A 23,454-nucleotide genomic window follows, 5' to 3' on the forward strand; every position below is an offset into this window, starting at 1 on the left:
GTGGCGGAGGACACCGCATCAGCCTAGGGCGTGCCGGGAGTCCGGTCACATCGCCTGGGCTGCGCGGATATCAGGCGTTCGCGCCCGGCGGGACGGCGGACACGATCGGGTGGTCCTTCGGGATCACGCCGACTTTGGCGGCACCGCCCGGGGACCCGATGTCCTCGAAGAACTCGACGTTGGCCTTGTAGTAGTCGGCCCACTGGTCCGGGAGGTCGTCCTCGTAGTAGATCGCCTCGACCGGGCAGACCGGCTCGCACGCTCCGCAGTCCACGCACTCGTCGGGGTGGATGTAGAGCATCCGGTCGCCCTCGTAGATGCAGTCGACGGGACACTCGTCGATGCAGGCGCGGTCCTTGACGTCGACGCAGGGCAGTGCGATCACATAGGTCACTGGATGCCGTCCTCTCCCCTCCCAGTATCCCACCCGGTCGGCCGCGCCCCCGCACCGCGGCGCAGGGGCACCCGCGGCCAGGCCAGCACGAGCCCTCCGACGATGGCCGGTCCGAACGTCCACGCGTATCCGGGGAGGTTCGCGGGAAGCAGCGCGGACCCGCTCGGCCCCGGAAGGGCGAACAGCCCCGCGGCGGCCAGAATCCCGGCGACGGCGAGGCCCGCGTGGAGGCGCGAGTCCAGCGCCAGCCGGATCCCGACGACGAGGCACGTCACGGCCGCCAGCGCCACCACGAGCCCGAGCGGGAGCCGGAGCGGGCCGACGGCCCAGGTCGTCTGATGCGCGAACGTGCCGATCGCACCGGTCACGAAGCCGAGCACGAGGCAGGACGCCGCACCGCCGAGGCGCGCGGCGAGCGAGGGCCGATCCGGGTCCGTGAGCACGCGGCATTCTACGCCGCGGCTTCTGACCTCTCCCCGGTGGGGCAGGGCCGGTGAGACGGGCGCGGCCGGGCCGCGCTTGCTCCTGACCGTCCCGGCCCGGGGTTGAGCGGACACCGCCGGGCCCGGTTCAGGAGCAGCGCCCTCCCGAGCGCTGCGCGCTACTGCGTTCCGGCGGTCGAGTTCTTCGGGGTGACGGTGTAGTTGGCGAGCCAGCTGCTGTCGCTCTCCTGGGTCAGCACCACGACGACGCTCCAGTTCTCGCCGTCGTACGCCGCCCCGCCCTGGGAGGTCGGATCGGTGCCGCCCAGCAGGGTGAAGCCCGCCGCCTCGAGGTCGCTCCGAATCTGCTCGCCGGCGGCGGCATCCGGCACCCGGATGGTGACGTTGAACGCCTTGCCCGCCTCGTCGCCGATCGCGATGCCGTAGGTCACTTCGCCGTCATAGAGCGGCACCTCGTCGGAGGGGAAGCCCTCCGGGATCTGGTTGCCGCCCAGGTCCACTCCCCCGCCCGTCGCGCCCTCAATGAAGGACTCGACCGGGTTGAAGCCGCAGCCCGCGAGCCCGGGCAGCAGTGCGGCCCCGAGCAGCAGGGCGAGCGCGGGGCGAAGAGATCGGGAGGGCATGGTGCCGAGGATAGCCAGGGCCTCTGACAGCGACCAGGGCCGCCGGTCCCGGCAGCCGTGAGCACACTGAGGAGGGCCGTTCCAGAGCGCGCCGACCGGTTCCCCCGGTCAGGCGGGCTGGAGGCTCGCGATCTGGATCAGGTTGCCGCAGGTGTCGTCGAGGATGGCCGTGGTGAGCGGCCCATTCGTCTGGGGCTCCTGTGTGAAGCGCACGCCCAGTCCGAGCAGCCGCTCGTACTCGGCTCGCACGTCCGCGACTCCGAAGCTCGTGAAGGGGATCCCGTCCGCGACGAGGGCGGACGTGAAGGGCTTCACCGCGGGATGAGAGGCCGGCTCCAGGAGGAGCTCCACCGCATCCGGGGCCTCGGGCGACACCACCGTCAGCCAGCGGTACTCCCCGGACGGGATGTCGGTCCTCGGCAGGAACCCCAGCACCGACGTGTAGAACGTCAGCGCCTTCTCCTGGTCGTCCACGAACACGCTCGCCGTCGTGATCCTCATCGGTGCTCCCTCCGGCCAGCACTGTACGCGCGTCCTCGCCCGACCGCCGCGTGTCTCTCCCCCTTCATACGCACCGATGCTGGGCGAGCGCGCCGCCGATCGGCGAAAGTGGGAGCCCCGCGAGTGTCGAAGTGCGCGGCCGCGGATCGACGTAGGAACGACAGAACCTTCCGAGGAGGACCCCATGCGCATCCTGATGCTCGTCGCGACCGATCCCAAGGCGGAGCCGTACTCCGCCGAGGAGGACAACGTCGAGGAGTGGTTCGAGGAGGTGACCGCCCGGGGCGCCCACCTCGACGGCGACCGCCTCCGGCCCGCCGAGGAGGCCAAGACCGTGCGCGTGCGCGACGGCCGGCTCTCCGTCACCGACGGTCCGTTCGCCGAGACGAAGGAGGTGATCGTCGGCTACGACCTGCTCGAGTGCGCGGACCTGGACGAGGCGATCGACCTCGCGTCCCGGCACCCGATGGCGCGCTTCGGCCGGATCGAGCTGCGCGCCCTCTGGCCGCTCGACTGACCCCGACAGCAGCGAGTGGCTCGCGACGCGGATCAGGACAAGTGCGGCGAGATGCCGCCTTTCCTCTCGACCGGCACGGCGCCGATCAGGAAGGGCGCGCCGCGACGCGGCGTGTCCTCCTGATCGGCGCGCGGAACCGGCCGCGCGTCCTGATCGGCGTCGACTTTCCTGATCCGCGCAGTACCGCGGTCCCGGCCCCGCAGTGCCGCTTCCTGATGCCCGGTACCGCCCGGAGGGCGGACTCCAGTACGGTCAGCCGGCCTGCTTCTTCAGGCGGGAGGCCGCCCGCGCGCGGGAGGTCTGGTCGAGCTCCACCTTGCGGATGCGGATCGCCGTCGGCGTCACCTCGACGCACTCGTCCTCGCGCGCGAACTCGAGGCTCTCCTCGAGCGACAGCTTGCGCGGCGGGGTGAGGCGCTCCAGCTCATCCGCGGTGGAGGAGCGGATGTTGTTGAGCTGCTTCTCCTTGGTGATGTTGACGTCCATGTCCTCGGGACGCGAGTTCTCGCCGATGACCATGCCCTCGTACACCTCCTGCGTCGGCTCGACGAAGAAGGTGCCGCGGGACTGCAGCGCGATGAGGGCGTTCGTGGTCACGACGCCGGACCGGTCGGCGACGAGGGAGCCGCTGTTGCGGGTCGTGATCGGGCCCGCCCACGGCTCGTAGCCGTGCGAGATGGCGTTCGCGATGCCCGTGCCGCGCGTCACGGTGAGGAACTCCGTCCGGAACCCGATGAGGCCGCGCGACGGGACCAGGAACTCCATCCGGACCCAGCCCGTGCCGTGGTTCGACATGGACTCCATGCGGCCTCGGCGGCCGGCGAGCAGCTGGGTGATCGCGCCGAGGTGCTCCTCGGGCGCGTCGATCGTCAGCTGCTCGAAGGGCTCGTGCAGCTTGCCGTCGATGGTCTTCGTCACGACCTGCGGCTTGCCGACCGTGAGCTCGTACCCTTCGCGGCGCATCTGCTCGACGAGGATGGCCAGCGCCAGCTCGCCGCGGCCCTGCACCTCCCACGCGTCGGGGCGGCCGACGTCGACGACCTTGATCGACACGTTGCCGATGAGCTCGCGGTCCAGGCGGTCCTTGACCATGCGGGCGGTGACCTTGGAGCCCTTCACCTTGCCCGCGAGCGGGGAGGTGTTGGTGCCGATGAGCATCGAGATCGCCGGGTCGTCCACGGTGATCGCGGGCAGCGGCCGCACGTCCTCGGGGTCGGCGAGCGTCTCGCCGATCGTGATCTCCTCGATGCCGGCGACGGCGACGATGTCGCCGGCGGACGCCGACTCGGCGGGGAAGCGCTCGAGCGCCTTCGTCTTCAGGAGCTCGGTGATCCGGACGTTCTGGGTCGAGCCGTCGTGACGGACCCAGGCGACCGTCTGGCCCTTCTTCAGCTCGCCCTGGAAGATGCGCAGGAGGGCGATGCGGCCGAGGAACGGCGACGCGTCGAGGTTGGTGACGTGGGCCTGCAGCGGGTGCTCGGGATCGTAGGTCGGCGCCGGGATGTGGGTGAGGATCGCCTCGAACAGCGGCTCGAGGTCCGCGTTGTCGGGCAGCTCGCCGTTCGCGGGCTCGGTCCGGCTCGCGGCGCCGGCACGGCCCGATGCATACACGACCGGGACGTCGAGGATCGCGTCCAGGTCGAGGTCCGGGACCTCGTCCGAGAGGTCGCCGGCGAGGCCGAGCAGGAGGTCGTGGCTCTCCTCGACGACCTCGGGGATCCGCGCGTCCGGCCGGTCGGTCTTGTTGACGACGAGGATCACGGGAAGCTTCGCGGCGAGCGCCTTGCGGAGCACGAAGCGCGTCTGCGGCAACGGCCCCTCACTCGCGTCGACGAGCAGGACGACGCCGTCGACCATCGAGAGGCCGCGCTCGACCTCGCCGCCGAAGTCCGCGTGGCCAGGGGTGTCGATCACGTTGATGGTGATCGGGCTGCCGTCGGCGTGGGCGCCGTTGTACGAGATCGCGGTGTTCTTGGCGAGGATCGTGATCCCCTTCTCGCGCTCGAGCTCGTTCGAGTCCATCGCCCGGTCCTCGACGTGGGCGTGCTCGGCGAAGGAGTGCGTCTGACGCAGCATGGCGTCGACGAGGGTGGTCTTGCCGTGGTCGACGTGGGCGACGATCGCCACGTTTCGCAGGTCGGAGCGCGCGGCTGACGCCATGGGAAACATCCTTGGAAGAAGAGGGGCCGACGACGGCCGGAGACGCTGAAGGGCGGAACGCAGCCCCAGCAGTCCTTCAGTCTAACCCCGCCGACGCGCCCGGTGGGCCTCGTGCGGTGCGCTCACAGGCACTTCCCGCGCTCGACGCGCCGAAATCCCTCGCGCTCGACAGGCCGAACCGGCTCCAGCACGGACCCCGCCCACGACGACGGAGGGGCCGCCGCGAACGGCGAGCCCCTCCTGTCTCGATAGGGATCAGACCGTGGCGGGCACCGCAGCCGGGGAGGCGGCGGCCTGCTCCTGCTCCTCCGTCGGGCGGCGGCGCACCCAGCGCTTGAGCGCCACGACGAGGAGGGCCGAGACGACGGCTCCGACGATGATCCACAGCGCCCACAGCAGGGCGTTGTTGATCGCGAAGAACACGAAGATGCCGCCGTGCGGAGCCTGCGAGGTGAGGCCCGTGCCCATGACCAGCGCGCCGGTGAGGGCGGAGCCGACGATGCCGGCGGGCAGCACGCGCAGGGGGTCGGCGGCCGCGAACGGGATCGCACCCTCGGAGATGAAGGCGGCACCCAGCAGCCACGCCGCCTTGCCGTTCTCCTGCTCCGCGACGCTGAAGATCTTCCGGTCGATCACCGTGGCGAGAGCCATGGCGATCGGCGGGACCATCCCCGCGGCCATCACGGTGGCCATGATCTGCCAGGGCGCCTGGTTGTCGAGGCTGCCCGCGCCGAGACCCGCGACCGCGAAGGCGTAGGCCACCTTGTTGACCGGGCCGCCGAGGTCGAACGCCATCATCGTGCCGAGGATCAGGCCGAGGAGGATCGCTCCGGCGCCCGTCAGCGAGGACAGCCAGTCGCTGAGGCCCGTCATGAGGGCGGCGATCGGACCGCCGAGGATCATCAGCATGAGGCCGGACGCGACGATCGACGCACCGAGCGGGATGATCACGACGGGCATGAGGCCGCGGAGCCAGCGGGGAACCGCGGGCCGGCCGATCAGCCACGCCGCCCAGCCGGCGAGCAGGCCGCCGACGAGACCGCCCAGGAAGCCCGCGTTCATGAACGCGGCCACGGCGCCGGCGACGAAGCCGGGAGCGATGCCGGGCCTGTCCGCGATGGCGTAGGCGATGTATCCGGCGAGCGCGGCGACGAGGAAGCCCATCGAGGTGACGCCGATCGTGAACGCAACGGAGCCGAGGTACTCGCCCAGTCCTCCGGCCGGCAGGTTCCACAGCGAGTTGTTGATGACGACGTCGGTCGCCACCTCGTTGACCTGGTAGCCCGCGAGCAGGAACCCGAGGGCGATGAGCAGACCGCCACCTGCGACGAACGGGATCATGTAGCTGACGCCCGTGAGCAGCCAGCGCTTGAGCTTGAGGCCGAAGTGCTCGTTCTTCTCCTCGGCGGTGGATGCGGCAGCCGCGCTCTCACCGCCGGTCACGCGGCGCGCGTTCGGGTCCTTCGCGGCCGCGAGGGCCTCGGCGACCATCTCGTCCGGCCGGTCCACGCCGCGCTTCACGGGCCCCTGCACCACAGGCTTGCCGGCGAAGCGGGCGCGGTCGCGCACGTCGACGTCCACCGCGAAGATGACGGCGTCCGCGCGGTCGATCACGCTCTGGTCGAGCGGCTTGGCGCCCGCCGAGCCCTGCGTCTCGACCTTGAGCTCGGCGCCCGCGCGCTTCGCCGCGGCGACGAGGGCGTCCGCTGCCATGTACGTGTGGGCGATGCCGGTCGGGCATGCGGTGACGGCGACGAGCGTCGGCGCGCCCGAGCTCGCCGCCTCCGCGCTCGCCACTGCTCCGGTGGGAGCGGACGAGGCCGAGCCGGCCGGCGCGGCCTCGGGCTCCTCCTCCTCGGCGAGGGCGCGTCCGACGATGGCGACGATGTCGTCCTGCGTCGCGGCGGCGCGCAGCTCCTCGAGGAACTCGGGGAGCATGAGCGACCGCGCGAGCTTCGCGAGGAGCTGGAGATGGTCGGAGTGCGCCCCCTCGGGCGCCGCGATCATGAAGACGATGTCGGCCGGTCCGTCGAAGGCGCCGAAGTCGACCGGGGGCTTCAGGCGCGCCATCACGAGGGCGGGCTGGGTCACCGCGGCGGAGCGGCAGTGCGGGATCGCGATGCCGCCCGGGATGCCGGTGTCGCCCTTGCTCTCGCGCTCCCAGGCGTCGGCGAACAGGGAGTCCGCTTCGGTCGCGCGTCCGGCGGCCACGACCCGCTCGGCGAGCGCGTGGATGACATCGCGCCGCTCGGGTCCGAGATCGGCGTCCAGCAGGACGAGATCGCGGGTGATGAGGTCGGTCATGAGGGTTCCTTTCAGTGCCCGGCGGCGATGCCGGTGAGGGGGAGGGAGGTGACGGATACGAGGGGAAGGAGATCGTGGACGTCGGCGGGCGCCGGCATCTCGCTGCCGGGCAGGGCCGCCGCGGCGGCGCCGTGCGCGACCGCGCGGCGCAGCCGCTCGTCCGCCTGGGCGCCGCGGGTGTCGGCGAGGAGGTATCCGGCGAGGGCCGAGTCCCCCGCGCCGACGGTGCTGCGCGGCTGGATGACGGGCGCCGGCGCGTGCCAGGCTCCCGCCTGCGTGACGAGCAGGGCGCCGGCGGAGCCGAGGGTGCAGAGCACCGCGCCGACGTCGCGGCGGAGCAGTCGGCCCGCGAGCTCGGCGGCCAGCAGAGGGTCCGCCTCCACGGCGGCGGGATCATGCCGGTCGCCGGTGAGCTCGACGAGCTCCTCCGCGTTCGGCTTGACCAGGTCGACGGGGGCCTCCCCGACGGTGGCGGAGGCCGCGGCGCCGGAGGTGTCGACCGCGACGCGCGCACCGAGGGCGCTGACCGCGCGGGCGAGGCCCGCGTACGCGTCGAGCGGGACGCCGGGCGGCAGGGAGCCGCACAGGGCGACCCACGCGCCCGTGCGGGCGTGGGCGAGGACCGCCGCGGCGAGGCGCTCCCACTCCTCGCCGCTCAGCAGGGGTCCCGGCTCGTTGACCTTGGTCGTCGTGCCGTCCGCCTCGGTGAGCGTGAGGTTGGAGCGCAGCGCACCCTCGATGGCGACCGGCTCGACGGGCACCCGGGCGGCGACGAGGGCCGCGACCAGCGGCTCGGACGCCCGGCCGGGAAGCACTGCGACGGTATCTCCGCCGAAGCGGTGCAGGGCGAGGCTGACATTGACTCCCTTGCCGGCGGGCGTCGCGGTGGACGCCGTGGCGCGCAGCACGGCGCCGCGCTCGAGCCGGCCGGGAAGCTCCACCGTGCGGTCGAGCGACGGGTTCGCCGTGAGGGTGACGATCACGCGATCACCACGTCGACGTCGGCGTCGGCGAGGGCGCGGGCGAGAGCGGCGGGGGGCTCGGCGTCGGTGACCAGCACGTCGATGTCGGCGAGCCCGGCGAAGACCACGAGCGTCTCCTCCTCGAGCTTCGAGGAGTCGGCGAGGACGATGACACGGCGCGCGGCGCGAACCATGGCGGCCTTGACCGCGGCCTCGGCCTCGTCGGGAGTGGTGAGGCCGGCGGCGGCGGAGATCCCGTTCGTGCCGAGGACGGCGACATCCGGGCGGAGCCGGGAGATCTGCTCCAGCGTCGTCGGGCCGACGGCGGCGTCCGTGACCCGGCGGACCCGGCCCCCGAGCACGTGCAGGTCGATGCTGGCGGACCGGGCGAGGAGCGCGGCGACGGTGACCGAGTGGGTGATGACCGGGAGCGCGTCCTCCGGCTGTGGACCGCGCCAGTCGAGCAGGAGCTCGGCGAGAGCGCCGACGCTGGTGCCGGCGTCCAGGAGCAGCGCCGATGCCGAGTCGGCGGGGACGAACGGGAGCGCCGCCTGGGCGATGCGCGACTTGGCCGAACGGGCGACGTCGTTGCGCTGGAGCACGGGGCGCTCCACGACGCTGCCCCTGTCCGGCGCGACGGCTCCGCCGTGCACGCGGCGGATCAGTCCGGCCCGCTCGAGGGCGTCGAGGTCCCGCCGGATGGTCTCCGTCGTGACGTCGAAGCGCTCGGCCAGCTCTGCGACCCCTGCGCGTCCCTCTGCGGAGATCACGGCCGAGATGGCCGCCTGCCGCTCCGGTGCGTACATCTGCCTCACCTTTGAGTCTGTTGGTTTGCCTTCGATTCCCTCAGGCGCGCCAACTATACGCAGAAGAACCAACAGAAATCAACGGCAACAACAGTCCGTGCCCCCGGCGAATCCGGCCGCGCACTCGCGCTCAACAGGCAGAAACGACTTCAGCAGGCAGAATCGGCCCGATTCCGCCTGCTGAAGCAGGAAATGCCTGTTGAGCGCCAGGAGAGCGCCCGGGATCAGACGCCGAGCTGGATGCCGGCTCCCGGGATGGCGTCGAGGAGGTCGCGGGTGTACTGCTCCTGCGGAGAGCCGAAGACCTGGTCCGTGCTGGCCGCCTCCACGATCCGGCCCTTCTGCATCACGCACACGTTGTCCGCGATGACGCGGACGACCGCGAGGTCGTGCGTGATGAAGAGGTACGTGAGGCCGAGCTCGCCCTGCAGCTCCGCGAGGAGGCGCAGGATCTGGGCCTGCACGAGCACGTCGAGCGCGGACACCGCCTCGTCGAGCACGACGATGTCGGGCTTCAGGGCGAGTGCGCGGGCGATCGCGACGCGCTGGCGCTGGCCGCCGGAGAGCTCGTTCGGATACCGCCCGGCGATGACTCTCGGCAGGGACACCTGGTCGAGCAGCTCGAACACGCGCTCGCGACGGCTGGCGCGGTCGCCCACCTTGTGGACCTTCAGGGGTTCGGCGATCGTGTTGCCGATGTTCGTGAGCGGGTCGAGCGACCCGTACGGGTCCTGGAAGACCGGCTGCATGGCCCGGCGCAGTGAGAGCAGCTCCCGTCCGCGCAGGCTCTCGATCCGTCGCCCCTGCACCGAGATGGACCCGCTGGTCGCGTTCTCGAGCTTCAGCAGGAGCTTCGCGACCGTGGACTTCCCGGAGCCCGACTCCCCGACCAGTGCGGTCGTCGTCCCCTTCTGGATCGAGAAGGAGACGTCGTCGACCGCGGTGAAGTCGACGGACTTGAACCCCCCGGAGCGGATCTTGAACACCTTGGTCAGGTTCTCGACCACGACGGCCGGCTCGCGCGGCGCCGCCTCGACCTGCTCCGCGCGCTCCTCCGCCGCGGTGATGAGGTCGAATCCGGACGCCGGTGCGGCCTCGGTGTGCGCGAGCGAGCCCAGGTGCTGCCCGCTGGCCTGGATCCGCCGCGAGGCGAGGCTCGGCGCGGCGGCGATGAGCCGCTGCGTGTAGGGGTGGAGCGGGTTCTGCAGGATCTCGAGCGAGGGACCCGCCTCGACGATCTTGCCCTTGTACATCACGATCAGCTTCTCGGCCCGCTCCGCCGCGAGGCCCAGGTCGTGCGTGATGAAGAGCAGCGAGGTGCCGACCGTCTCCGTCAGCGACTCGAGGTGGTCGAGGATCCGCCGCTGCACGGTCACGTCGAGGGCCGAGGTGGGCTCGTCCGCGATGAGCAGGCGCGGGCTGGAGGCGAGGCCGATGCCGATCAGCACGCGCTGGCGCATGCCGCCCGAGAACTGGTGCGGGAACTGGCGCAGCCGCCGGTCCGCGTCCTGGAGGCCCGCCTGCTGGAGGACCTCGATCGCCTTCTTGCGCACCTCGCGCTTGCCGGTCGCGAGGCCGTTGGCACGGATCGTCTCCTCGACCTGGAACCCGACGCTCCACACGGGGTTCAGGTTCGACATCGGGTCCTGCGGCACGAACCCGATGCGCTTGCCGCGCACCTCCTCGAGCTCCTGACGGCTGGCGGTCGCCAGGTCGCGGCCCTCGAACAGGACCTGACCCCCGGTGATGCGCCCGCTGCCGGGGAGGAGGTTGATGATCGCGTGCGCGGTCGTCGACTTGCCCGACCCGGACTCGCCCACGATGGCGACGGACTCGCCCTGCTCGATCGTGAAGCTGACGCCGTTGAGTGCGGTCACCATGCCGCCCTGCGTGCGGAAGCCGACCTCGAGGTTCCGGACCTCGAGGAGCGGCCCACCGGGGGCGGATGCGGGGACGGCGCCCGCGGGGACGGCTGCGCTCATCGGAGAGCCCTCGCCTTCGGATCGAGTGCGTCGCGCAGCGCCTCACCGAGCAGGATGAAGCTCAGCACCGTGGTGGTGAGCGCGATGGACGGCCAGATCAGGGTCTGCGGGTCCGTCCGCAGGTCGCGCTGCGCCTGGCTGATGTCGTTGCCCCACGACATGAACTCGCTCGGGGGAAGCCCGACGCCGAGGAAGGACAGCGTCGCCTCCGCGGTGATGGCGGCGCCGAGCGACAGCGTGGTCACCACGATGACCGGCGCGATGGAGTTGGGCAGGACGTGCCGGAACAGGATCGCCATCTTGGACAGGCCCGTGGCCGTGGCCGCCATGACGAAGTCGGAGTTCTTGACCCGCAGCACCTCGGATCGCAGGACGCGCGCGGTGGTCGGCCAGGCGAACACGCCGATCGCGAGGGCGATGACGACGATGTTCCGGTTCTCCGAGAACACCGACATGATCACGACGGCCGCGAGGATGTAGGGGATCGAGAAGAAGATGTCGCCCACGCGCATCAGGACCGTGTCGAGGAAGCCGCCGAAGAAGCCGGCCAGCGCCCCGAACACGACCCCGGTGACCGTCGTCAGCGCGATGACGATGAAGCCGACCGAGAGCGACGTCGACGTCCCGTGAATGATCCGCGAGTAGATGTCGCAGCCCTGCTTCGTGAAGCCGAGCGGGTGTCCGGGGGCCGGGCCGCCGTTGCTGTTGGCGAGCAGGCAGCCGCTGTTCGGCGGCGTCGACGTGAAGAGTCCGGGGAACAGCGCGACGAACGCGATGAAGAGGATGAGCACGCCCGAGATCCAGAAGATCGGGCGACGCCGCAGGTCGCGCCAGGCGTCCCGCCACAGGTTGCTGGGCTTCTCGTCGAGCTTGACCGCGTCGACCTCGGCGACCGGGGTCTCGTCGACGTCCGCGACGTAGTGATTCGCGGACCGCGTCTTCCGGCCGATGGTCGTGTCACTTGACATAGCGGATCCTCGGGTCGAGCACGGCGTAGATGAGGTCGATCAGGATGTTGACGATCAGGTACAGCAGCACCATCACGGTGACGAAGGAGACGACCGTCGGTCGCTCTCCGCGGATGATCGCCTGGTAGAGGGTGTTCCCGACGCCCGGGACGTTGAAGATGCCCTCGGTGACCGTGGCGCCGACGATCAGCAGGCCGAAGTCGGCGCCGAGCTGGGTCGTGACCGGGATCAGCGAGTTGCGGAGGATGTGCACCGGCACGACCCGGCGGCGCCCCAGCCCCTTGCTGTAGGCCGTGCGCACGAAGTCCGCCGTGGAGGTCTCGATGACCGAGGCGCGCGTCAGGCGGATCGCCGTCGCGACCACGAAGAGGGCCAGCACGATGGCCGGGAGGATCAGCTTCGGTATGGAGGCGTCGGCCCCCACGGTGGGACTGAACCAGCCGAGCTGCACCGCGAAGAAGAACTGGGCGATGAAGCAGAGCACGAAGATCGGGAGCGAGATGAGCAGCAGGCTCACGACGAGCGCACTCGCGTCGAAGATCCCGCCCTTGCGCAGGCCGCTGATGAGGCCGACCGAGAGGGCGATGACCATCTCGATGGTGATCGCCAGGAAGGCGAGGCGGAGCGTGACGGGGAACGTGCGGGCGAGGATGTCGTTCACCGACTGACCCGAGAACGAGATCCCGAAGTTGCCCGTGACCACGTTCCCCAGGTAGTTCAGGTACTGGATGATGAACGGCTGGTCGAGCAGGTACTGCTGCTCGAGGCGCTCGAGAAGAGCGGGCGGCGGGGTCCGATCGCCGAAGAGGGTCAGCAGCGGGTTCCCCGGCATGGCGAAGACCATGAAGTAGATGAGGAACGTCGTGCCGATGAGCACGGGAATCGCCTGCAGGAGGCGCCGGACGATGTAGTACGCCAACGTTCAGCCCTGGTTTCCGCTGAGCATGAGTAGAAGTTACCTCCGGTGTACCGGCCGATCAGAACGGTGGGGCGGCAGCTTGCGCTGCCGCCCCACCTGGAGAGCGATTCGGCTCGCTGTTACGCGGTCTTGGTGATCGCGTGGTACAGCGGGACGGAGTGCCAGTCGAACTCGACGTTGTCCACGGCCTCGCTGTAGCCGCCGGTCACGTTCGAGTACCACAGCGGGATCGCCGGGAGGTCCTGGAGGAGGATCTCCTGGGCCTGCTGGTAGAGGCGGTTCGCCTCGTCCCGGTCGGTCGTCGTGGCGCCCTCGGCGAGGAGCCGGTCGACCTCGGGGTTCGAGTACGCACCGTCGTTCGAGCTGGCGTTGGTCGCGTAGAGCGGTCCGAGGAAGTTGAACAGACCCGGGTAGTCGGCCTGCCAGCCGGTGCGGAACGCCGTCTCGATCGTCTTGGTCGTGATCAGCTCGCGGGACTCTGCGAACGTCGGGATCGGGTTGCCCGATGCCTGGATGCCGAGGGTGTTCGCGATGCTGTTGGTCACAGCGTCGACCCAGCCCTGGTGGCCGCCGTCCGCGTTGTACGTGATCTGGAACGAGCCGGTGAACGGGGCGATGGCGTCAGCCTCGGCCCAGAGGCGCTGAGCCTCCTCCGGGTTGTACTCCAGGACCTCGGATCCCTCGAGCTCGTCGGTCCAGCCGTCGATCGTCGGGGAGGTGAAGTCGCTCGCCGGGGTGCGGGTGCCCTCGAAGATCACGTCCGTGATCTCCTCGCGGTTGATGGCCATCGACAGCGCCTGGCGGCGGAGCTGGCCCTCCTCGCCCACCCAGTGCTGGAAGGCGGCGGGGTTGGCGAACTGCGTGGGGTCGCTCGGGATCGTGAACGACTGGAAGATCGCGGCCGGCTGGTTGACGGCGCGGTCGCCGAGGTCCGACTCGAAGGTCGCGAAGTTCGCGTCCGGGATGGAGTCGAGCACGTCGAGGTTGCCCGCGAGCAGGTCGGCGTAGGCGGCGTCCTGCGTCGCGTAGAAGACGATGCGGAGACCGTCGTTCTGCGGCGCGCGGGGGCCGTCGTAGTCCGGGTTCACCGCGAGGTCGATCTGCACGTCGTGCTGCCACGCGCCCTCGCCGTCGAGCATGTAGGGGCCGTTGCCGATCGGGTTCTCACCGAACGCGTCGATGTCCTCGAACGCGGCGTCGGGCAGCGGGTAGAACGCGGAGTAGCCGAGGCGCAGCGGGAAGTCCGAGCGCGCCTCCTTCAGCGTCACCGTGAACTCGTACTCGTCGGTGACTTCGAGGCCCGTGAGCGGGCTGTCCACGTCGTAGGAGAAGCCCTCGATGTCCTCGAAGAAGTAGGAGTTGAGCTGCTCGTTCGACAGGAGCGCGCCGTACTGCCACGCGTTGACGAAGGACTCGGCGTCCACCGGCTCGCCGTTGGTGAACTCGTGGCCCTCCTCCACCGTGATGGTGAAGGTCTTGTTGTCCTCGGTCTCGATGGACTCGGCCATGTCGTTCTCGGGGCTGCCGTCGGCACCGTAGGTCACGAGGCCCGCGAAGATCGCGTCGAGGATCTTGCCGCCACCGGTCTCGTTGGTGTTGGTCGGGATCAGCGGGTTCTGGGGCTCCGAGCCGTTGGCGGTGATGATCGCCTCGCCGCCGCCGGACTGCTCGCCGCCGTCATCGCCTCCGGTGGCACAGCCGGCGAGCACGAGAGCGCTGGCCGACGCCAGTGCAATCGTTCCCACGCCGAAACGCCTGAATTTCACTTGTCCTCCTGGGAATGTGCAGGTTTGCGGCGCAGATCGGCACGGCCTCGCTGCGGCGCGGTTATCAGTACCCTAGGTGGGGTACAGAAGCCGCCCAAACCGCCAGGCCATATCGTTACCTCTCAGATACGAAAACTGTGGATTCTTGCAACGGGCGCACGGAAGTTGCCGAAGGGGATGTGTGGAACCCGACACCGTGCTGATCTTCGACGGCGACTGCAGCTTCTGCTCGTCCTGCGTGGACTGGCTCGAGGCGAACCTGCCGGCGATGCCCGAAGCGGTGCCGTTCCAGTGGGCCGACCTCGACCGCTTCGGCCTCTCCCGGGCGGAGGCCGAGTCGCAGGTGTGGCTCATCACGCCTGAGCGGCAGTACGGCGGAGCTTCCGCCGTGACGGCCGTCCTGCGCCGTCAGCCGGAGCCCATGTACCGCTTCCTCGGCTGGATCCTCGGGGCCCCGCCTCTCTCCTGGGTGGCGGACGGGGCGTACTGGGTCGTATCCCGGCTGCGGCATGTGCTGCCCGGCGGCACCCCCACCTGCCGCAGGTGACGGCCGAGTCCCTTCCCGCGACGGGCAAGCGGCGCCTGCGGATCGAGATCGTCCTCGTCCTCGGGCTCTCGCTCGGCGCATCCGCGGTCTACTCGATCGTCGCGCTCGCCAACCGGCTCAGTCAGCCTGTGCCGATCTCCGAGCAGACGGCGACCCTCAATCCGACGCTCAGCGAGCGGCCCGTCTTCGACCTCGTCTACCAGCTGCTCGGGATCGGGTTCGATCTCGTGCCCGTCGCTCTCGCGCTGTATCTCCTCTGGCAGCCCGGGCTCTCGGCCTTCACCCGCATCGGGTTCGACGCGACGCGGCCCCTGCGGGACGCGGGCTCCGGGCTCCTCCTGGCCGCCGCGATCGGGCTGCCCGGCCTCGCGCTCTACGCCGGAGGCCGCCTCCTCGGCATCACCCCCTCCATCGCGACCTCGGGGCTGTCCGACTACTGGTGGACGATCCCCGTGCTCGTGCTCTCCGCGCTGCGCGCCGCGCTGACCGAGGAGCTCATCGTGGTGGGGTACCTCTTCACCCGCCTCCGCGAGCTCGGCGTCGGCCCCTGGGCGACCATCCTCAGCAGCGCGATCCTCCGCGGGAGCTACCACCTGTACCAGGGAGTGGGATCGTTCGCCGGGAACGTTGCCATGGGGATCGTCTTCGGCTGGGTCTACTCGCGCTGGGGCCGCACGACGCCGCTCGTCGTCGCGCACTTCGTGCTCGACGTGCTGAGCTTCGTCGGCTACCCGCTCGCGCTGGCCTGGTTCCCGGGGCTCTTCAACACCTGATCCGGCGTGTGTCGGGTCAGGCGAAGGACTCCGGCGGGGGGCACGCGCACACGAGGTTGCGGTCGCCGAACGCCTGGTCGATGCGGCGCACCGGAGGCCAGTACTTGCCGCGGATGCGGGCGGTGACCGTGGCGGGGTCGGCCGCGGTTCCGGAGGCGAAGGGGTGGACCGCCGTGTCGCGGGCGTACGGGTGGGTCCACTCGGCCGCCGTCGCGGCGACGGCAGTGTGGGGGGCGTTGCGGAGCGGGTTGTCGTCCTGCGGCCACTCCCCCGCCCCCACCCGGTCGGCCTCGGCCTTGATGGCGGCCATCGCGTCGACGAAGCGGTCGAGCTCGGCGAGGTCCTCGCTCTCCGTCGGCTCGACCATGAGCGTCCCGGGCACCGGGAACGACATCGTCGGGGCGTGGAAGCCGTAGTCGACGAGGCGCTTCGCGACGTCGTCGACGGTGACGCCCGTGGCCGCGGTCAGCGGCCGGAGGTCGAGGATGCACTCGTGCGCGACGAGCCCGTTGTCGCCGCGGTAGAGGACGGGGAAGTGCTCGCCGAGACGGGCGGCGAGGTAGTTGGCGGCCAGCACGGCCGCTCCGGTCGCGTCGCGCAGGCCCTCCTCCCCCATCATGCGGACGTACGCCCAGCTGATCGGCAGGATCGAGGGCGAGCCGAACGGCGCCGCCGACACCGGCGCCCGCAGCGCCTCCTCGCCGCCGCGCTGAGACTCGGCGTGGCCGGGCAGGTAGGGCGCGAGGTGCGCCTTGGCCGCGACGGGGCCGACGCCGGGTCCGCCGCCGCCGTGCGGGATGCAGAACGTCTTGTGCAGGTTGAGGTGCGAGACGTCGCCGCCGAAGTCGCCGAAGCGGGCGTAGCCGAGGAGCGCGTTGAGGTTGGCCCCGTCCACGTACACCTGGCCGCCCGCGTCGTGCACGGCGTCGGTCACCGCGCGGATCTCGTGCTCGTACACCCCGTGCGTCGACGGGTACGTGACCATGAGCGCCGCCAGGTCGTCGCGGTGAGCGGCGATCTTCGCGCGCAGGTCCTCGAGGTCCACGTTGCCGAGCTCGTCGCACGCGACCACGACCACGCGCAGGCCCGCGAGCACCGCCGAGGCCGCGTTCGTCCCGTGCGCGCTCGACGGGATGAGGCAGACGGTGCGGTGGCCGTCGCCGTTCGCGCGGTGGTAGGCCCGGATCGCGAGCAAGCCGGCGAGCTCGCCCTGGCTGCCTGCGTTCGGCTGGAGCGAGACGGCGTCGTAGCCGGTGAGGTCCGCCAGCCACGTCTCCAGCTGACCGATCAGCTCGAGGTAGCCCTCGACGTCCTCCCTCGGCGCGAAGGGGTGGATGCGGGCGAACTCGGGCCAGGTCACGGGCTCCATCTCGGTCGCCGAGTTGAGCTTCATGGTGCAGGACCCGAGCGGGATCATCCCGCGGTCGAGCGCGTAGTCGAGGCCGGCGAGGTAGCGGAGGTACCGCATCATCCCGGTCTCGGAGTGATGGGTGTTGAACACCGGGTGGGTGAGGAAGTCGGACTGGCGCTGCAGCGCCGCCGGCTCGATCTCCCGCGCACGGTGGCCGTACCCGACCAGGCCGAACGCCCCGTCCTCGACCGGCTCGTGGCCGAGCGCGTGGGCGAGCAGTGGGGCGATCAGCGGATCGGCCGCCGTCACCTCGTCCAGGGAGACGCCGATGGTCGTGGCATCCACCCGGCGGAGCAGGAGTCCGTGAGCAGCGGCCCGCGCGACCGCGTCGTCCGCGTCGGGGACGCGCACGGTGAAGGTGTCGAAGAAGGCGGGCGTGAGGACCTCGAAGCCGGCCTCGCCCAGGGCTTCGGCCACGGCAGCGGCGGCGTCGTGCACCTTGCGGGCGATGTGCCGGAGCCCGTCCGGCCCGTGGTACACGGCGTACATGCCCGCCATCACGGCGAGGAGCACCTGCGCGGTGCAGATGTTGCTCGTGGCCTTCTCGCGGCGGATGTGCTGCTCGCGCGCCTGCAGGCTGAGCCGGTAGGCGGGGGCGCCGTCGGCGTCCACGCTGACGCCCACGAGCCGTCCGGGGAGCTGCCGCTCGAGTCCCGAGCGGACGGCGAGGTATCCGGCGTGGGGCCCGCCGAAGCCCATCGGCACGCCGAGGCGCTGCGTCGTTCCGACGGCGACGTCTGCGCCGAGCTCGCCCGGCGGCCGCAGAAGGGTCAGCGCGAGGAGGTCCGCGGCGACCACCGTGACGGCGCCCGCGGCGGAGGCGGCCGCGAGAACCTCGGAGGGGTCCCAGACGCGGCCGGAGGCGCCGGGATACTGCACGAGGAGCCCGAAGAGCTCCCCCTCGGGCAGCCCGTCGGCGAAGTCGGTCTCGACCAGCTCGATGCCGACCGCCTCCGCGCGAGCCGCGAGCAGCGCCCGGGTCTGCGGCAGCGCATCCGCATCCACCGCGAACCGGGCGGAGCGGGACTTCGACGCCCGGCGCGCCAGCAGCATCCCCTCGACGACCGCGGTCGCCTCGTCGAGCATCGACGCGTTGGCGGTGGCGAGGCCGGTGAGGTCGGCGACCATCGTCTGGAAGTTGAGGAGCGCCTCGAGCCGGCCCTGGGAGATCTCCGGCTGGTAGGGCGTGTAAGCGGTGTACCAGCCGGGATTCTCGAGGACGCCGCGCAGGATGACCGCGGGCGTGACCGCGTCGTAGTAGCCGAGCCCGATCATCGAGCGGCGCACTCGATTGCGGCCCGCCATCGACCGCAGCTCGGCCGCGGCCTCCTGCTCCGTCGCCGCGGCGGGCAGGGCGGAGGGCCGGCCCTCCTCGACGCGGATGCCGCCCGGGATGGCGGCGTCGAGCAGCGCCTCGACGGAGCCGTAGCCGAGGACGTCGAGCATCCGCCGCTGCGACGACTCCCCGGTGCCGATGTGCCGGCGGGAGAAGGCGTCGTAGGCGGTCGCCTCGCGGACGGGGGCGGTGGGCGCGAGAGTCATGCGCGGGTCAGCTCCTGGTACTCGGCGGCACCGAGCAGCTCCGGCAGCTCGGTGTACTGGATCTTCAGCAGCCAGCCCTCCCCGAAGGCGTCCGCGTTCACGGTCTCCGGGGAATCGGCGAGCGCCTCGTTCACCGCGGTCACGGTGCCGCTCATCGGCGCGAACAGCTCACCGACGGACTTCGTCGACTCGATCTCGCCGATCACGGTGCCCGCCTCCACGGTGTCGCCGACCTCGGGGAGGCTGACGTACACGACGTCGCCGAGCCGGTCCGCCGCGTACGCGGTGATGCCGATGGTGGCCACGCCGTCGCGGGCGTCCACCCACTCGTGCTCGCTCGTGTAGCGGAGGTCCTCGATGCTGGTCATGCTGCTGCTCCTCGCTGCCGGTCGCGGCGGTAGAAGGGAAGGGAGGTGATCGTGGCGGGAAGGCGCGTGCCCCGCACGTCGACCGACACGACGGTGCCCGGTGCCGCCAGGTCCTCGTCGACGTAGGCGAGCGCGATCGGGTGACCGAGCGTCGGCGAGAGGAGCCCGCTCGTGACGACGCCGATGCGGTCGCGATCCTCCTGGCCGTTGTAGATCGCGTAGCCCGCGCGGGGCGCCCGCTTCCCCTCGGCGGCGAGCCCGACGAGGACGCGGCCGGCGAACTCCGATGCGGGGTCGGCGGGGCGCCCGCTCTCCAGCGCGGCCCTGCCCACGAAGTCGCCCTTGCCGTCGAGGGACACCGCGCGTCCGAGCCCCGCCTGGGCGGGCAGGATGCTCAGGCCGAGCTCGTGTCCGTAGAGCGGCATGCCGGCCTCGAGGCGAAGGCTGTCGCGCGCCGCGAGTCCTGCGGGGACGAGGCCCGCGCCCGCGCCGATCTCGAGCAGCGAGGTCCACAGGGCGCGGAGGCTCTCCGGCGCTGTGTACAGCTCGAAGCCGTCCTCGCCGGTGTAGCCGGTGCGGGCGATGAGGATCCGCCGACCCTCGAACTCCCCGCGGATGCAGCGGTAGTAGCGGAGCGCGGCGAGAGCATCCGGAGTGGTGGAGCCGTCCTCGATGTCCGCCCGCAGGTCCAGGCCGTCGAGGTTCTGCAGGATCTCCAGGGCCCGCGGGCCCTGCAGCGCGAGCAGCCCGATGTCGTCGCTCTCGTCCTCGACGACCGCGTCGAAGCCCTCGACGCGCTCGCGCAGCCGCGCGGCGACCGTGCCGCGATTGGACGCGTTCGCGACGACCAGGTAGCGGTCGACGCCGGTGCGGTACACGACGAGGTCGTCGAGGATGCCGCCGTTCTCGGCGAGCAGCAGCGTGTACTTCGCCTGCCGCTCCTGCAGGGCGGACATCGGGCCGGCGAGCGCGTAGTCGAGCGCGGCGGCGGCGTCCGGTCCGACCACCAGGATCTCGCCCATGTGGGAGAGGTCGAAGAGGCCCGCCGCTCGACGCACGGCGGTGTGCTCGGCGAGGTCGCCGCTGTAGCGGACGGGCATCTGCCAGCCGGCGAAGTCGGTGAACGCCGCACCGGCCGCGACGTGCGTATCGTGCAGCGGCGAGCGGCGGACTGTCGCATCGGGCGGGAGGTCGGTCATGAGCTCTTCTCCTCGGTCGGGCGCGCTGCGCCCTCGGCAAGAACTCCCCCTCTGTCATGGCGCCTGAGAGATTCGCGCGCCGCGTCGGCGGTTCGCTTTCACCGTGGGCGAGACGCCGGGGCGCCTGCTTTCCAGAGTGGCCGGTCCGAGCGGTACGTGCACCTGAGAGATTGACGGGGAAGCTTTGCTCCTTCGGTGTCCGGCATTCCTGCCCGGACTCTCCCGCGTCGGCCCCGAAGCCCGATGTTCAGTTGTGGAGGCCAGCCTACTCCGAGGGGGACGGCGCGGCATCCTCCGCGCGCGCCGCGGACGCGGAGCGCCGTCGGGAGAGGAGGACCGCGACGAGGACGCCGACGGCGGCGAGCGCCACGACTGCGGCCGCCGCGCCGAGGAGCAGGACGTCCTCCTGCCCGCCGCTCTCGGCCGCCGCCTTCGAGCACGCGGGACTGGCGGATCCCTCCGCGGCGGGTGTTCCCTCCGCAGGCGCGTAGGTGAAGGTGTAGGTGCCCGACGTGGGGTGACCGTCCGAGGAGACGACCTGCCAGATCACCTCGTAGTCCCCGGCGCCGCCCAGGGCCACGGGTGCGGACACCGTGCGATCCGAGAGCACGGGGCATCCCGTCTCGAAGTAGCGGTCGTCCTGGCGGACCTGGATGGCGGTGGAGCGCTGGTTCGCCCCCAGCTCGAGCAGCACGTTCGAGAAGGTGAGCTCGATCTCGTCCACCGTCTCGACCGTGGACTCCGCGGACGGGGACGAGCCGGTCAGCGAGTCGTGCGCCGCGGCCGCGGTGGGAGCGCCGAGCGCGAGCGCCCCGGCGAGCCCGAGCCCGGCGAGCAGGTGTCGTCCTCGCATGGTCTCATCCTCCCGCGTCCGGCCCGCCGTCCGCTGGGAGGGCTCTCGGGGACGTTCGGTGCATCCCTTCCGCCGGATTGCGCCTCAGCCAGGAGCGGTCAGCGCGACGAGCACCACGAGGTTGCCGTCCGGGTCGCGGATGCCGGCGTGCCACTCCTCCATGCCCGCCGGTCCGAGCGCGTCGTCGGAGTGCGTGAAGATCCGCTGAGGCGGCCCCAGGCGCTCGGCCGACTCCGGGACGCGGGCGAGCGCCGCCTCGAGGTCGGGGACCTCCAGGTAGACGAGGCCCGGCGGAGCGCCGCGCTCGAGGAGGAGCCGCGCCCGCCCTACCCGGAAGAACAGGAGGCCGGGCGGGTCGAACCGTCCGGCGGGATCCGAGCCGAGCAGCTGCGTGTAGAACGCCGCCGCCCCGTCGAGGTCATCGGCGTGCAGCGCCACCTGCAGGAGCTCCATGCGTCCTTCGCGTCCCGCCCGGGATCCGCCGTGCCGTCAGCGCCAGATCGAGCGGTAGCCGCGGCGGCCGCTGATCACCCGCACCGCGAGCGCGGTGAGGGCTGTGACCGCGTAGGCGACGGGCACGGGCCAGGTCCGCGCGTCCACCCAGAGCGCGGCGGCGCTGGAGGTCAGTGTGAAGACCCCGAACAGGTACGCGGCGGCGAGGGCGACCACGTGCGTCGGACGGTCGTGCAGCTCGGCCAGGGCCGACGGCCACTCGTCCTCGCCGTCCCCGGGCGGGCGTCCCACCGGTCCCGTCCGGGTGCGAAGGGCCTGCAGGGTGAAGCCGAGGCACACGAGCGTCGCGGCCAGCGCGGCGATCGCGCCGAGCCAGGGGCGCGGGCCGCCGACGAGCAGGGCGAGCACGAGCAGCGCGAGGGTCAGGTAGCCGAGCCCCTCGGTGGCGACCAGGAGCCGCACCGTCTTCCGCGTCGCTCGAGGAGCGGGCAGGGCGATCATCGGATGCTCGCACGGGCTCGGCAGGCGTGCCGGGACGCAATCGGACAGGCGCGGGTCGCCATATCCACTCACCACCGCTTCGGGTCGACGGCTGATCGGGGAAGGCGACTGTAGCCCCGCGCCGGACCGCGTCAATAGGGCCCAAGGTTGCGATTCCGCATCGGTCCCCGGCGGGCGCAGCGGCCGGGCGCGGACCGAGCTGGGCGGAGCTCCCACGCCGTGCACGACCGAAGAAGGAGGAGCAGAGCGGCGGACTACCCCTGCGGGTCCTGGGTCTCGGCGAGCACCCACTGCGTATACGCGGGGTTCGCGGAGAGGACAGGGATGGCGAGCACGCACGGAACCTCGTACGGATGCTCGCGGAGCACGCGCTCGAGGATCGCCGGGACGAGTGAGAGGCGCGTGTGCAGCGCCACCCGGGCCTCCGTCTCGTCCTCGATCCTCCCCTGCCAGCGGTAGACGGACCGGATGGACGCGATGTGCTGCCCGCACGCCGCGAGCCGATCCTCGATCAGGCTCCGAGTGAGGGCGGCCAGCCAGTCGAGATCAGGCCCCGTGACAACGACCTCGCAGATCTCGCCCGCCGCCTCAGCGACGATCTCGGCCGCTTCCCGGTCGTCGACCATCCCGCCTCCTGCTGCGGTCTCCGCTTGCCCCTCGGCCCGATTATCGTCTCGGCGTAACGTCGGGTTCGTGGAGACGCTCGTGCCGACCTCGGCCGGTCCCGCCCGCCTCACGGTGGCGGCGGCGGGGGAACCCCGGGCCGTCCTCTGGCTCGGCCACGGCGCCGGCGGCGGCATCGGCGCTCCCGACCTCACGGCCCTGGCGGCGAGGCTGCCCGAGCAGGGCGTCACCGTCGTCCGGCACGAGCAGCCGTGGCGGGTCGCCGGCAAGCGCATCGCGTCCCGTCCCTCCGCGCTCGACGCGGGGTGGCTGGAGTCGCTCCCCGCCGTCCGCGAGCTCGCGGGGCCCCTCCCTCTTGTGGTCGGCGGACGCAGCGCGGGCGCCCGCGTCGCGTGCCGCACCGCGGCCGAGACCGGTGCGACGGGCGTGGTCTGCCTGGGCTTCCCGATGCACCCTCCGTCCACTCCGGAGAAGTCGCGCCTCCCGGAGCTGCTGACCCCCACTATTCCGGTGCTCGTGCTGCAGGGCGAGCGTGACACCTTCGGCACGGCCGCCGCCGTCGCCGAGGAGGCGCGCGACGCGCCACAGGTGCGGGTGCTGGAGGTGCCCGGGGCGGATCACTCGATGAAGACCCTGAAGGGATCCGCGCTGCGTCCCGCGCAGGTGCTCGCGATGATCACGGACGCGGTCGCCGACTTCGTGGGCGAGGTCGCGGGACGGGAGGCGGCGCGGTGAAGGGCGACGTGACGCGGGCCGCTCGTGCCTTCGCGTCTGGTTCGCGCGCGGCGGACCAGGGGCACGTCGCTCGTGATCCCCGAACCGGCCGACCACGGAACGA

General features: G+C 71.5%; 23 protein-coding genes and 2 riboswitches. Of the genes, 4 read left to right on the forward strand and 19 right to left on the reverse strand.

The features are described from left to right. Positions 1-70 precede the first annotated feature (70 nt). From fdxA to J3P30_RS02515, 4 genes are all read right to left on the reverse strand, one after another. A complete protein-coding gene (gene fdxA / locus J3P30_RS02500; protein WP_210479371.1) occupies positions 71-394 on the reverse strand; it encodes a ferredoxin in 324 nt (107 codons plus the stop codon). Then, positions 391-837, reverse strand: coding sequence for a hypothetical protein (locus J3P30_RS02505; protein WP_210479372.1), 447 nt, complete (start codon positions 835-837; stop codon positions 391-393). The genes fdxA and J3P30_RS02505 overlap by 4 nt, the downstream gene beginning before the upstream one ends. Before the next feature lie 158 nt (positions 838-995). Then, positions 996-1,460 (reverse strand): hypothetical protein, encoded by a 465-nt coding sequence (locus J3P30_RS02510; RefSeq protein ID WP_210479373.1) that lies wholly within the window; start codon positions 1,458-1,460, stop codon positions 996-998. Between the two features lie 108 nt (positions 1,461-1,568). Further along, positions 1,569-1,961 carry a VOC family protein gene (locus tag J3P30_RS02515; protein WP_210479374.1) on the reverse strand — a complete coding sequence of 131 codons (393 nt, stop codon included), beginning with the start codon at positions 1,959-1,961 and terminating at the stop codon, positions 1,569-1,571. A gap of 184 nt (positions 1,962-2,145) precedes the next feature. On the opposite strand from J3P30_RS02515, the gene J3P30_RS02520 reads away from it, so the two are divergent. Then, a complete protein-coding gene (locus tag J3P30_RS02520) occupies positions 2,146-2,478 on the forward strand; it encodes a YciI family protein (protein ID WP_210479375.1) in 333 nt (110 codons plus the stop codon). A 252-nt stretch (positions 2,479-2,730) separates the two neighbouring features. Here the strand turns inward: J3P30_RS02520 and typA are convergent, their stop codons facing one another. The 8 genes from typA to J3P30_RS02560 all read right to left on the reverse strand — a co-directional run bounded on the left by typA (position 2,731) and on the right by J3P30_RS02560 (position 14,345). Then, positions 2,731-4,638 carry a translational GTPase TypA gene (gene typA / locus J3P30_RS02525; RefSeq protein WP_210479376.1) on the reverse strand — a complete coding sequence of 636 codons (1,908 nt, stop codon included), beginning with the start codon at positions 4,636-4,638 and terminating at the stop codon, positions 2,731-2,733. Positions 4,639-4,893: 255 nt separating this feature from the next. Next, positions 4,894-6,942: a fructose-specific PTS transporter subunit EIIC gene (locus J3P30_RS02530; RefSeq protein WP_210479377.1), complete on the reverse strand. Its 2,049-nt coding sequence runs from the start codon at positions 6,940-6,942 to the stop codon at positions 4,894-4,896. 11 nt (positions 6,943-6,953) lie between these two features. Beyond that, positions 6,954-7,925, reverse strand: a complete 972-nt coding sequence (locus tag J3P30_RS02535; RefSeq protein ID WP_210479378.1) for a 1-phosphofructokinase family hexose kinase — start codon at positions 7,923-7,925, stop codon at positions 6,954-6,956. Next, entirely contained in the window at positions 7,922-8,710 is a 789-nt protein-coding gene (locus tag J3P30_RS02540; RefSeq protein ID WP_210479379.1) for a DeoR/GlpR family DNA-binding transcription regulator, read from the reverse strand. Before J3P30_RS02540 ends, J3P30_RS02535 begins: the two co-directional genes overlap by 4 nt. 224 nt (positions 8,711-8,934) lie before the next feature. Further along, entirely contained in the window at positions 8,935-10,692 is a 1,758-nt protein-coding gene (locus tag J3P30_RS02545) for an ABC transporter ATP-binding protein (RefSeq protein ID WP_210479380.1), read from the reverse strand. Then, complete coding sequence (locus J3P30_RS02550) at positions 10,689-11,660, reverse strand: ABC transporter permease (protein WP_210479381.1); 972 nt, start codon at positions 11,658-11,660, stop codon at positions 10,689-10,691. The genes J3P30_RS02545 and J3P30_RS02550 overlap by 4 nt, the downstream gene beginning before the upstream one ends. After that, on the reverse strand, positions 11,650-12,579 hold the full coding sequence (locus J3P30_RS02555; RefSeq protein ID WP_210479382.1) for an ABC transporter permease: 930 nt from the start codon (positions 12,577-12,579) through the stop codon (positions 11,650-11,652). Before J3P30_RS02555 ends, J3P30_RS02550 begins: the two co-directional genes overlap by 11 nt. A 119-nt stretch (positions 12,580-12,698) precedes the next feature. Continuing rightward, positions 12,699-14,345 carry an ABC transporter substrate-binding protein gene (locus J3P30_RS02560; protein ID WP_210479383.1) on the reverse strand — a complete coding sequence of 549 codons (1,647 nt, stop codon included), beginning with the start codon at positions 14,343-14,345 and terminating at the stop codon, positions 12,699-12,701. A 181-nt stretch (positions 14,346-14,526) separates the two neighbouring features. Between J3P30_RS02560 and J3P30_RS02565 the strand changes: the two genes are divergently transcribed. Next, entirely contained in the window at positions 14,527-14,892 is a 366-nt protein-coding gene (locus J3P30_RS02565; protein WP_210479384.1) for a thiol-disulfide oxidoreductase DCC family protein, read from the forward strand. Next, positions 14,889-15,665, forward strand: a complete 777-nt coding sequence (locus J3P30_RS02570) for a CPBP family intramembrane glutamic endopeptidase (RefSeq protein WP_210479385.1) — start codon at positions 14,889-14,891, stop codon at positions 15,663-15,665. The genes J3P30_RS02565 and J3P30_RS02570 overlap by 4 nt, the downstream gene beginning before the upstream one ends. A 16-nt stretch (positions 15,666-15,681) precedes the next feature. Here J3P30_RS02570 and gcvP read toward each other — a convergent pair whose 3' ends face one another. From gcvP to cutA, 7 genes are all read right to left on the reverse strand, one after another. Beyond that, positions 15,682-18,618, reverse strand: coding sequence for an aminomethyl-transferring glycine dehydrogenase (gene gcvP, locus J3P30_RS02575; protein WP_210479386.1), 2,937 nt, complete (start codon positions 18,616-18,618; stop codon positions 15,682-15,684). Then, positions 18,615-18,986 (reverse strand): glycine cleavage system protein GcvH, encoded by a 372-nt coding sequence (gene gcvH, locus J3P30_RS02580; protein WP_210479387.1) that lies wholly within the window; start codon positions 18,984-18,986, stop codon positions 18,615-18,617. The genes gcvP and gcvH overlap by 4 nt, the downstream gene beginning before the upstream one ends. Continuing rightward, a complete protein-coding gene (gene gcvT, locus J3P30_RS02585) occupies positions 18,983-20,185 on the reverse strand; it encodes a glycine cleavage system aminomethyltransferase GcvT (protein ID WP_210479388.1) in 1,203 nt (400 codons plus the stop codon). Before gcvT ends, gcvH begins: the two co-directional genes overlap by 4 nt. Positions 20,186-20,229: 44 nt before the next feature. Next, a riboswitch (glycine riboswitch) is annotated at positions 20,230-20,325 on the reverse strand. After that, positions 20,326-20,420: riboswitch (glycine riboswitch) on the reverse strand. It abuts the riboswitch before it with no gap. 30 nt (positions 20,421-20,450) lie between these two features. Next, positions 20,451-21,038 carry a copper resistance CopC family protein gene (locus J3P30_RS02590; protein ID WP_210479389.1) on the reverse strand — a complete coding sequence of 196 codons (588 nt, stop codon included), beginning with the start codon at positions 21,036-21,038 and terminating at the stop codon, positions 20,451-20,453. Between the two features lie 84 nt (positions 21,039-21,122). Next, positions 21,123-21,491: a VOC family protein gene (locus J3P30_RS02595; protein ID WP_210479390.1), complete on the reverse strand. Its 369-nt coding sequence runs from the start codon at positions 21,489-21,491 to the stop codon at positions 21,123-21,125. Between the two features lie 36 nt (positions 21,492-21,527). Continuing rightward, positions 21,528-21,992: a hypothetical protein gene (locus J3P30_RS02600; RefSeq protein ID WP_210479391.1), complete on the reverse strand. Its 465-nt coding sequence runs from the start codon at positions 21,990-21,992 to the stop codon at positions 21,528-21,530. 254 nt (positions 21,993-22,246) lie between these two features. Further along, complete coding sequence (gene cutA / locus J3P30_RS02605) at positions 22,247-22,618, reverse strand: divalent-cation tolerance protein CutA (RefSeq protein WP_210479392.1); 372 nt, start codon at positions 22,616-22,618, stop codon at positions 22,247-22,249. 67 nt (positions 22,619-22,685) lie between these two features. On the opposite strand from cutA, the gene J3P30_RS02610 reads away from it, so the two are divergent. After that, positions 22,686-23,351 carry an alpha/beta family hydrolase gene (locus J3P30_RS02610; RefSeq protein WP_210479393.1) on the forward strand — a complete coding sequence of 222 codons (666 nt, stop codon included), beginning with the start codon at positions 22,686-22,688 and terminating at the stop codon, positions 23,349-23,351. Positions 23,352-23,454 lie beyond the last annotated feature (103 nt).

The organism is Naasia sp. SYSU D00948 (assembly GCF_017916515.1).
Taxonomy (GTDB): domain Bacteria; phylum Actinomycetota; class Actinomycetes; order Actinomycetales; family Microbacteriaceae; genus Naasia.

Bases quoted from the DNA above. Each gene is read 5' to 3' on its own strand.
- J3P30_RS02510 (WP_210479373.1), bottom strand. From the start codon at position 1,460: ATGCCCTCCCGATCTCTTCGCCCCGCGCTCGCCCTGCTGCTCGGGGCC.
- J3P30_RS02515 (WP_210479374.1), bottom strand. From the start codon at position 1,961: ATGAGGATCACGACGGCGAGCGTGTTCGTGGACGACCAGGAGAAGGCG.
- J3P30_RS02520 (WP_210479375.1), top strand. From the start codon at position 2,146: ATGCGCATCCTGATGCTCGTCGCGACCGATCCCAAGGCGGAGCCGTAC.
- typA (WP_210479376.1), bottom strand. From the start codon at position 4,638: ATGGCGTCAGCCGCGCGCTCCGACCTGCGAAACGTGGCGATCGTCGCC.
- J3P30_RS02530 (WP_210479377.1), bottom strand. From the start codon at position 6,942: ATGACCGACCTCATCACCCGCGATCTCGTCCTGCTGGACGCCGATCTC.
- J3P30_RS02540 (WP_210479379.1), bottom strand. From the start codon at position 8,710: ATGTACGCACCGGAGCGGCAGGCGGCCATCTCGGCCGTGATCTCCGCA.
- J3P30_RS02545 (WP_210479380.1), bottom strand. From the start codon at position 10,692: ATGAGCGCAGCCGTCCCCGCGGGCGCCGTCCCCGCATCCGCCCCCGGT.
- J3P30_RS02550 (WP_210479381.1), bottom strand. From the start codon at position 11,660: ATGTCAAGTGACACGACCATCGGCCGGAAGACGCGGTCCGCGAATCAC.
- gcvP (WP_210479386.1), bottom strand. From the start codon at position 18,618: ATGACTCTCGCGCCCACCGCCCCCGTCCGCGAGGCGACCGCCTACGAC.
- gcvH (WP_210479387.1), bottom strand. From the start codon at position 18,986: ATGACCAGCATCGAGGACCTCCGCTACACGAGCGAGCACGAGTGGGTG.
- gcvT (WP_210479388.1), bottom strand. From the start codon at position 20,185: ATGACCGACCTCCCGCCCGATGCGACAGTCCGCCGCTCGCCGCTGCAC.
- J3P30_RS02590 (WP_210479389.1), bottom strand. From the start codon at position 21,038: ATGCGAGGACGACACCTGCTCGCCGGGCTCGGGCTCGCCGGGGCGCTC.
- J3P30_RS02595 (WP_210479390.1), bottom strand. From the start codon at position 21,491: ATGGAGCTCCTGCAGGTGGCGCTGCACGCCGATGACCTCGACGGGGCG.
- J3P30_RS02600 (WP_210479391.1), bottom strand. From the start codon at position 21,992: ATGATCGCCCTGCCCGCTCCTCGAGCGACGCGGAAGACGGTGCGGCTC.
- cutA (WP_210479392.1), bottom strand. From the start codon at position 22,618: ATGGTCGACGACCGGGAAGCGGCCGAGATCGTCGCTGAGGCGGCGGGC.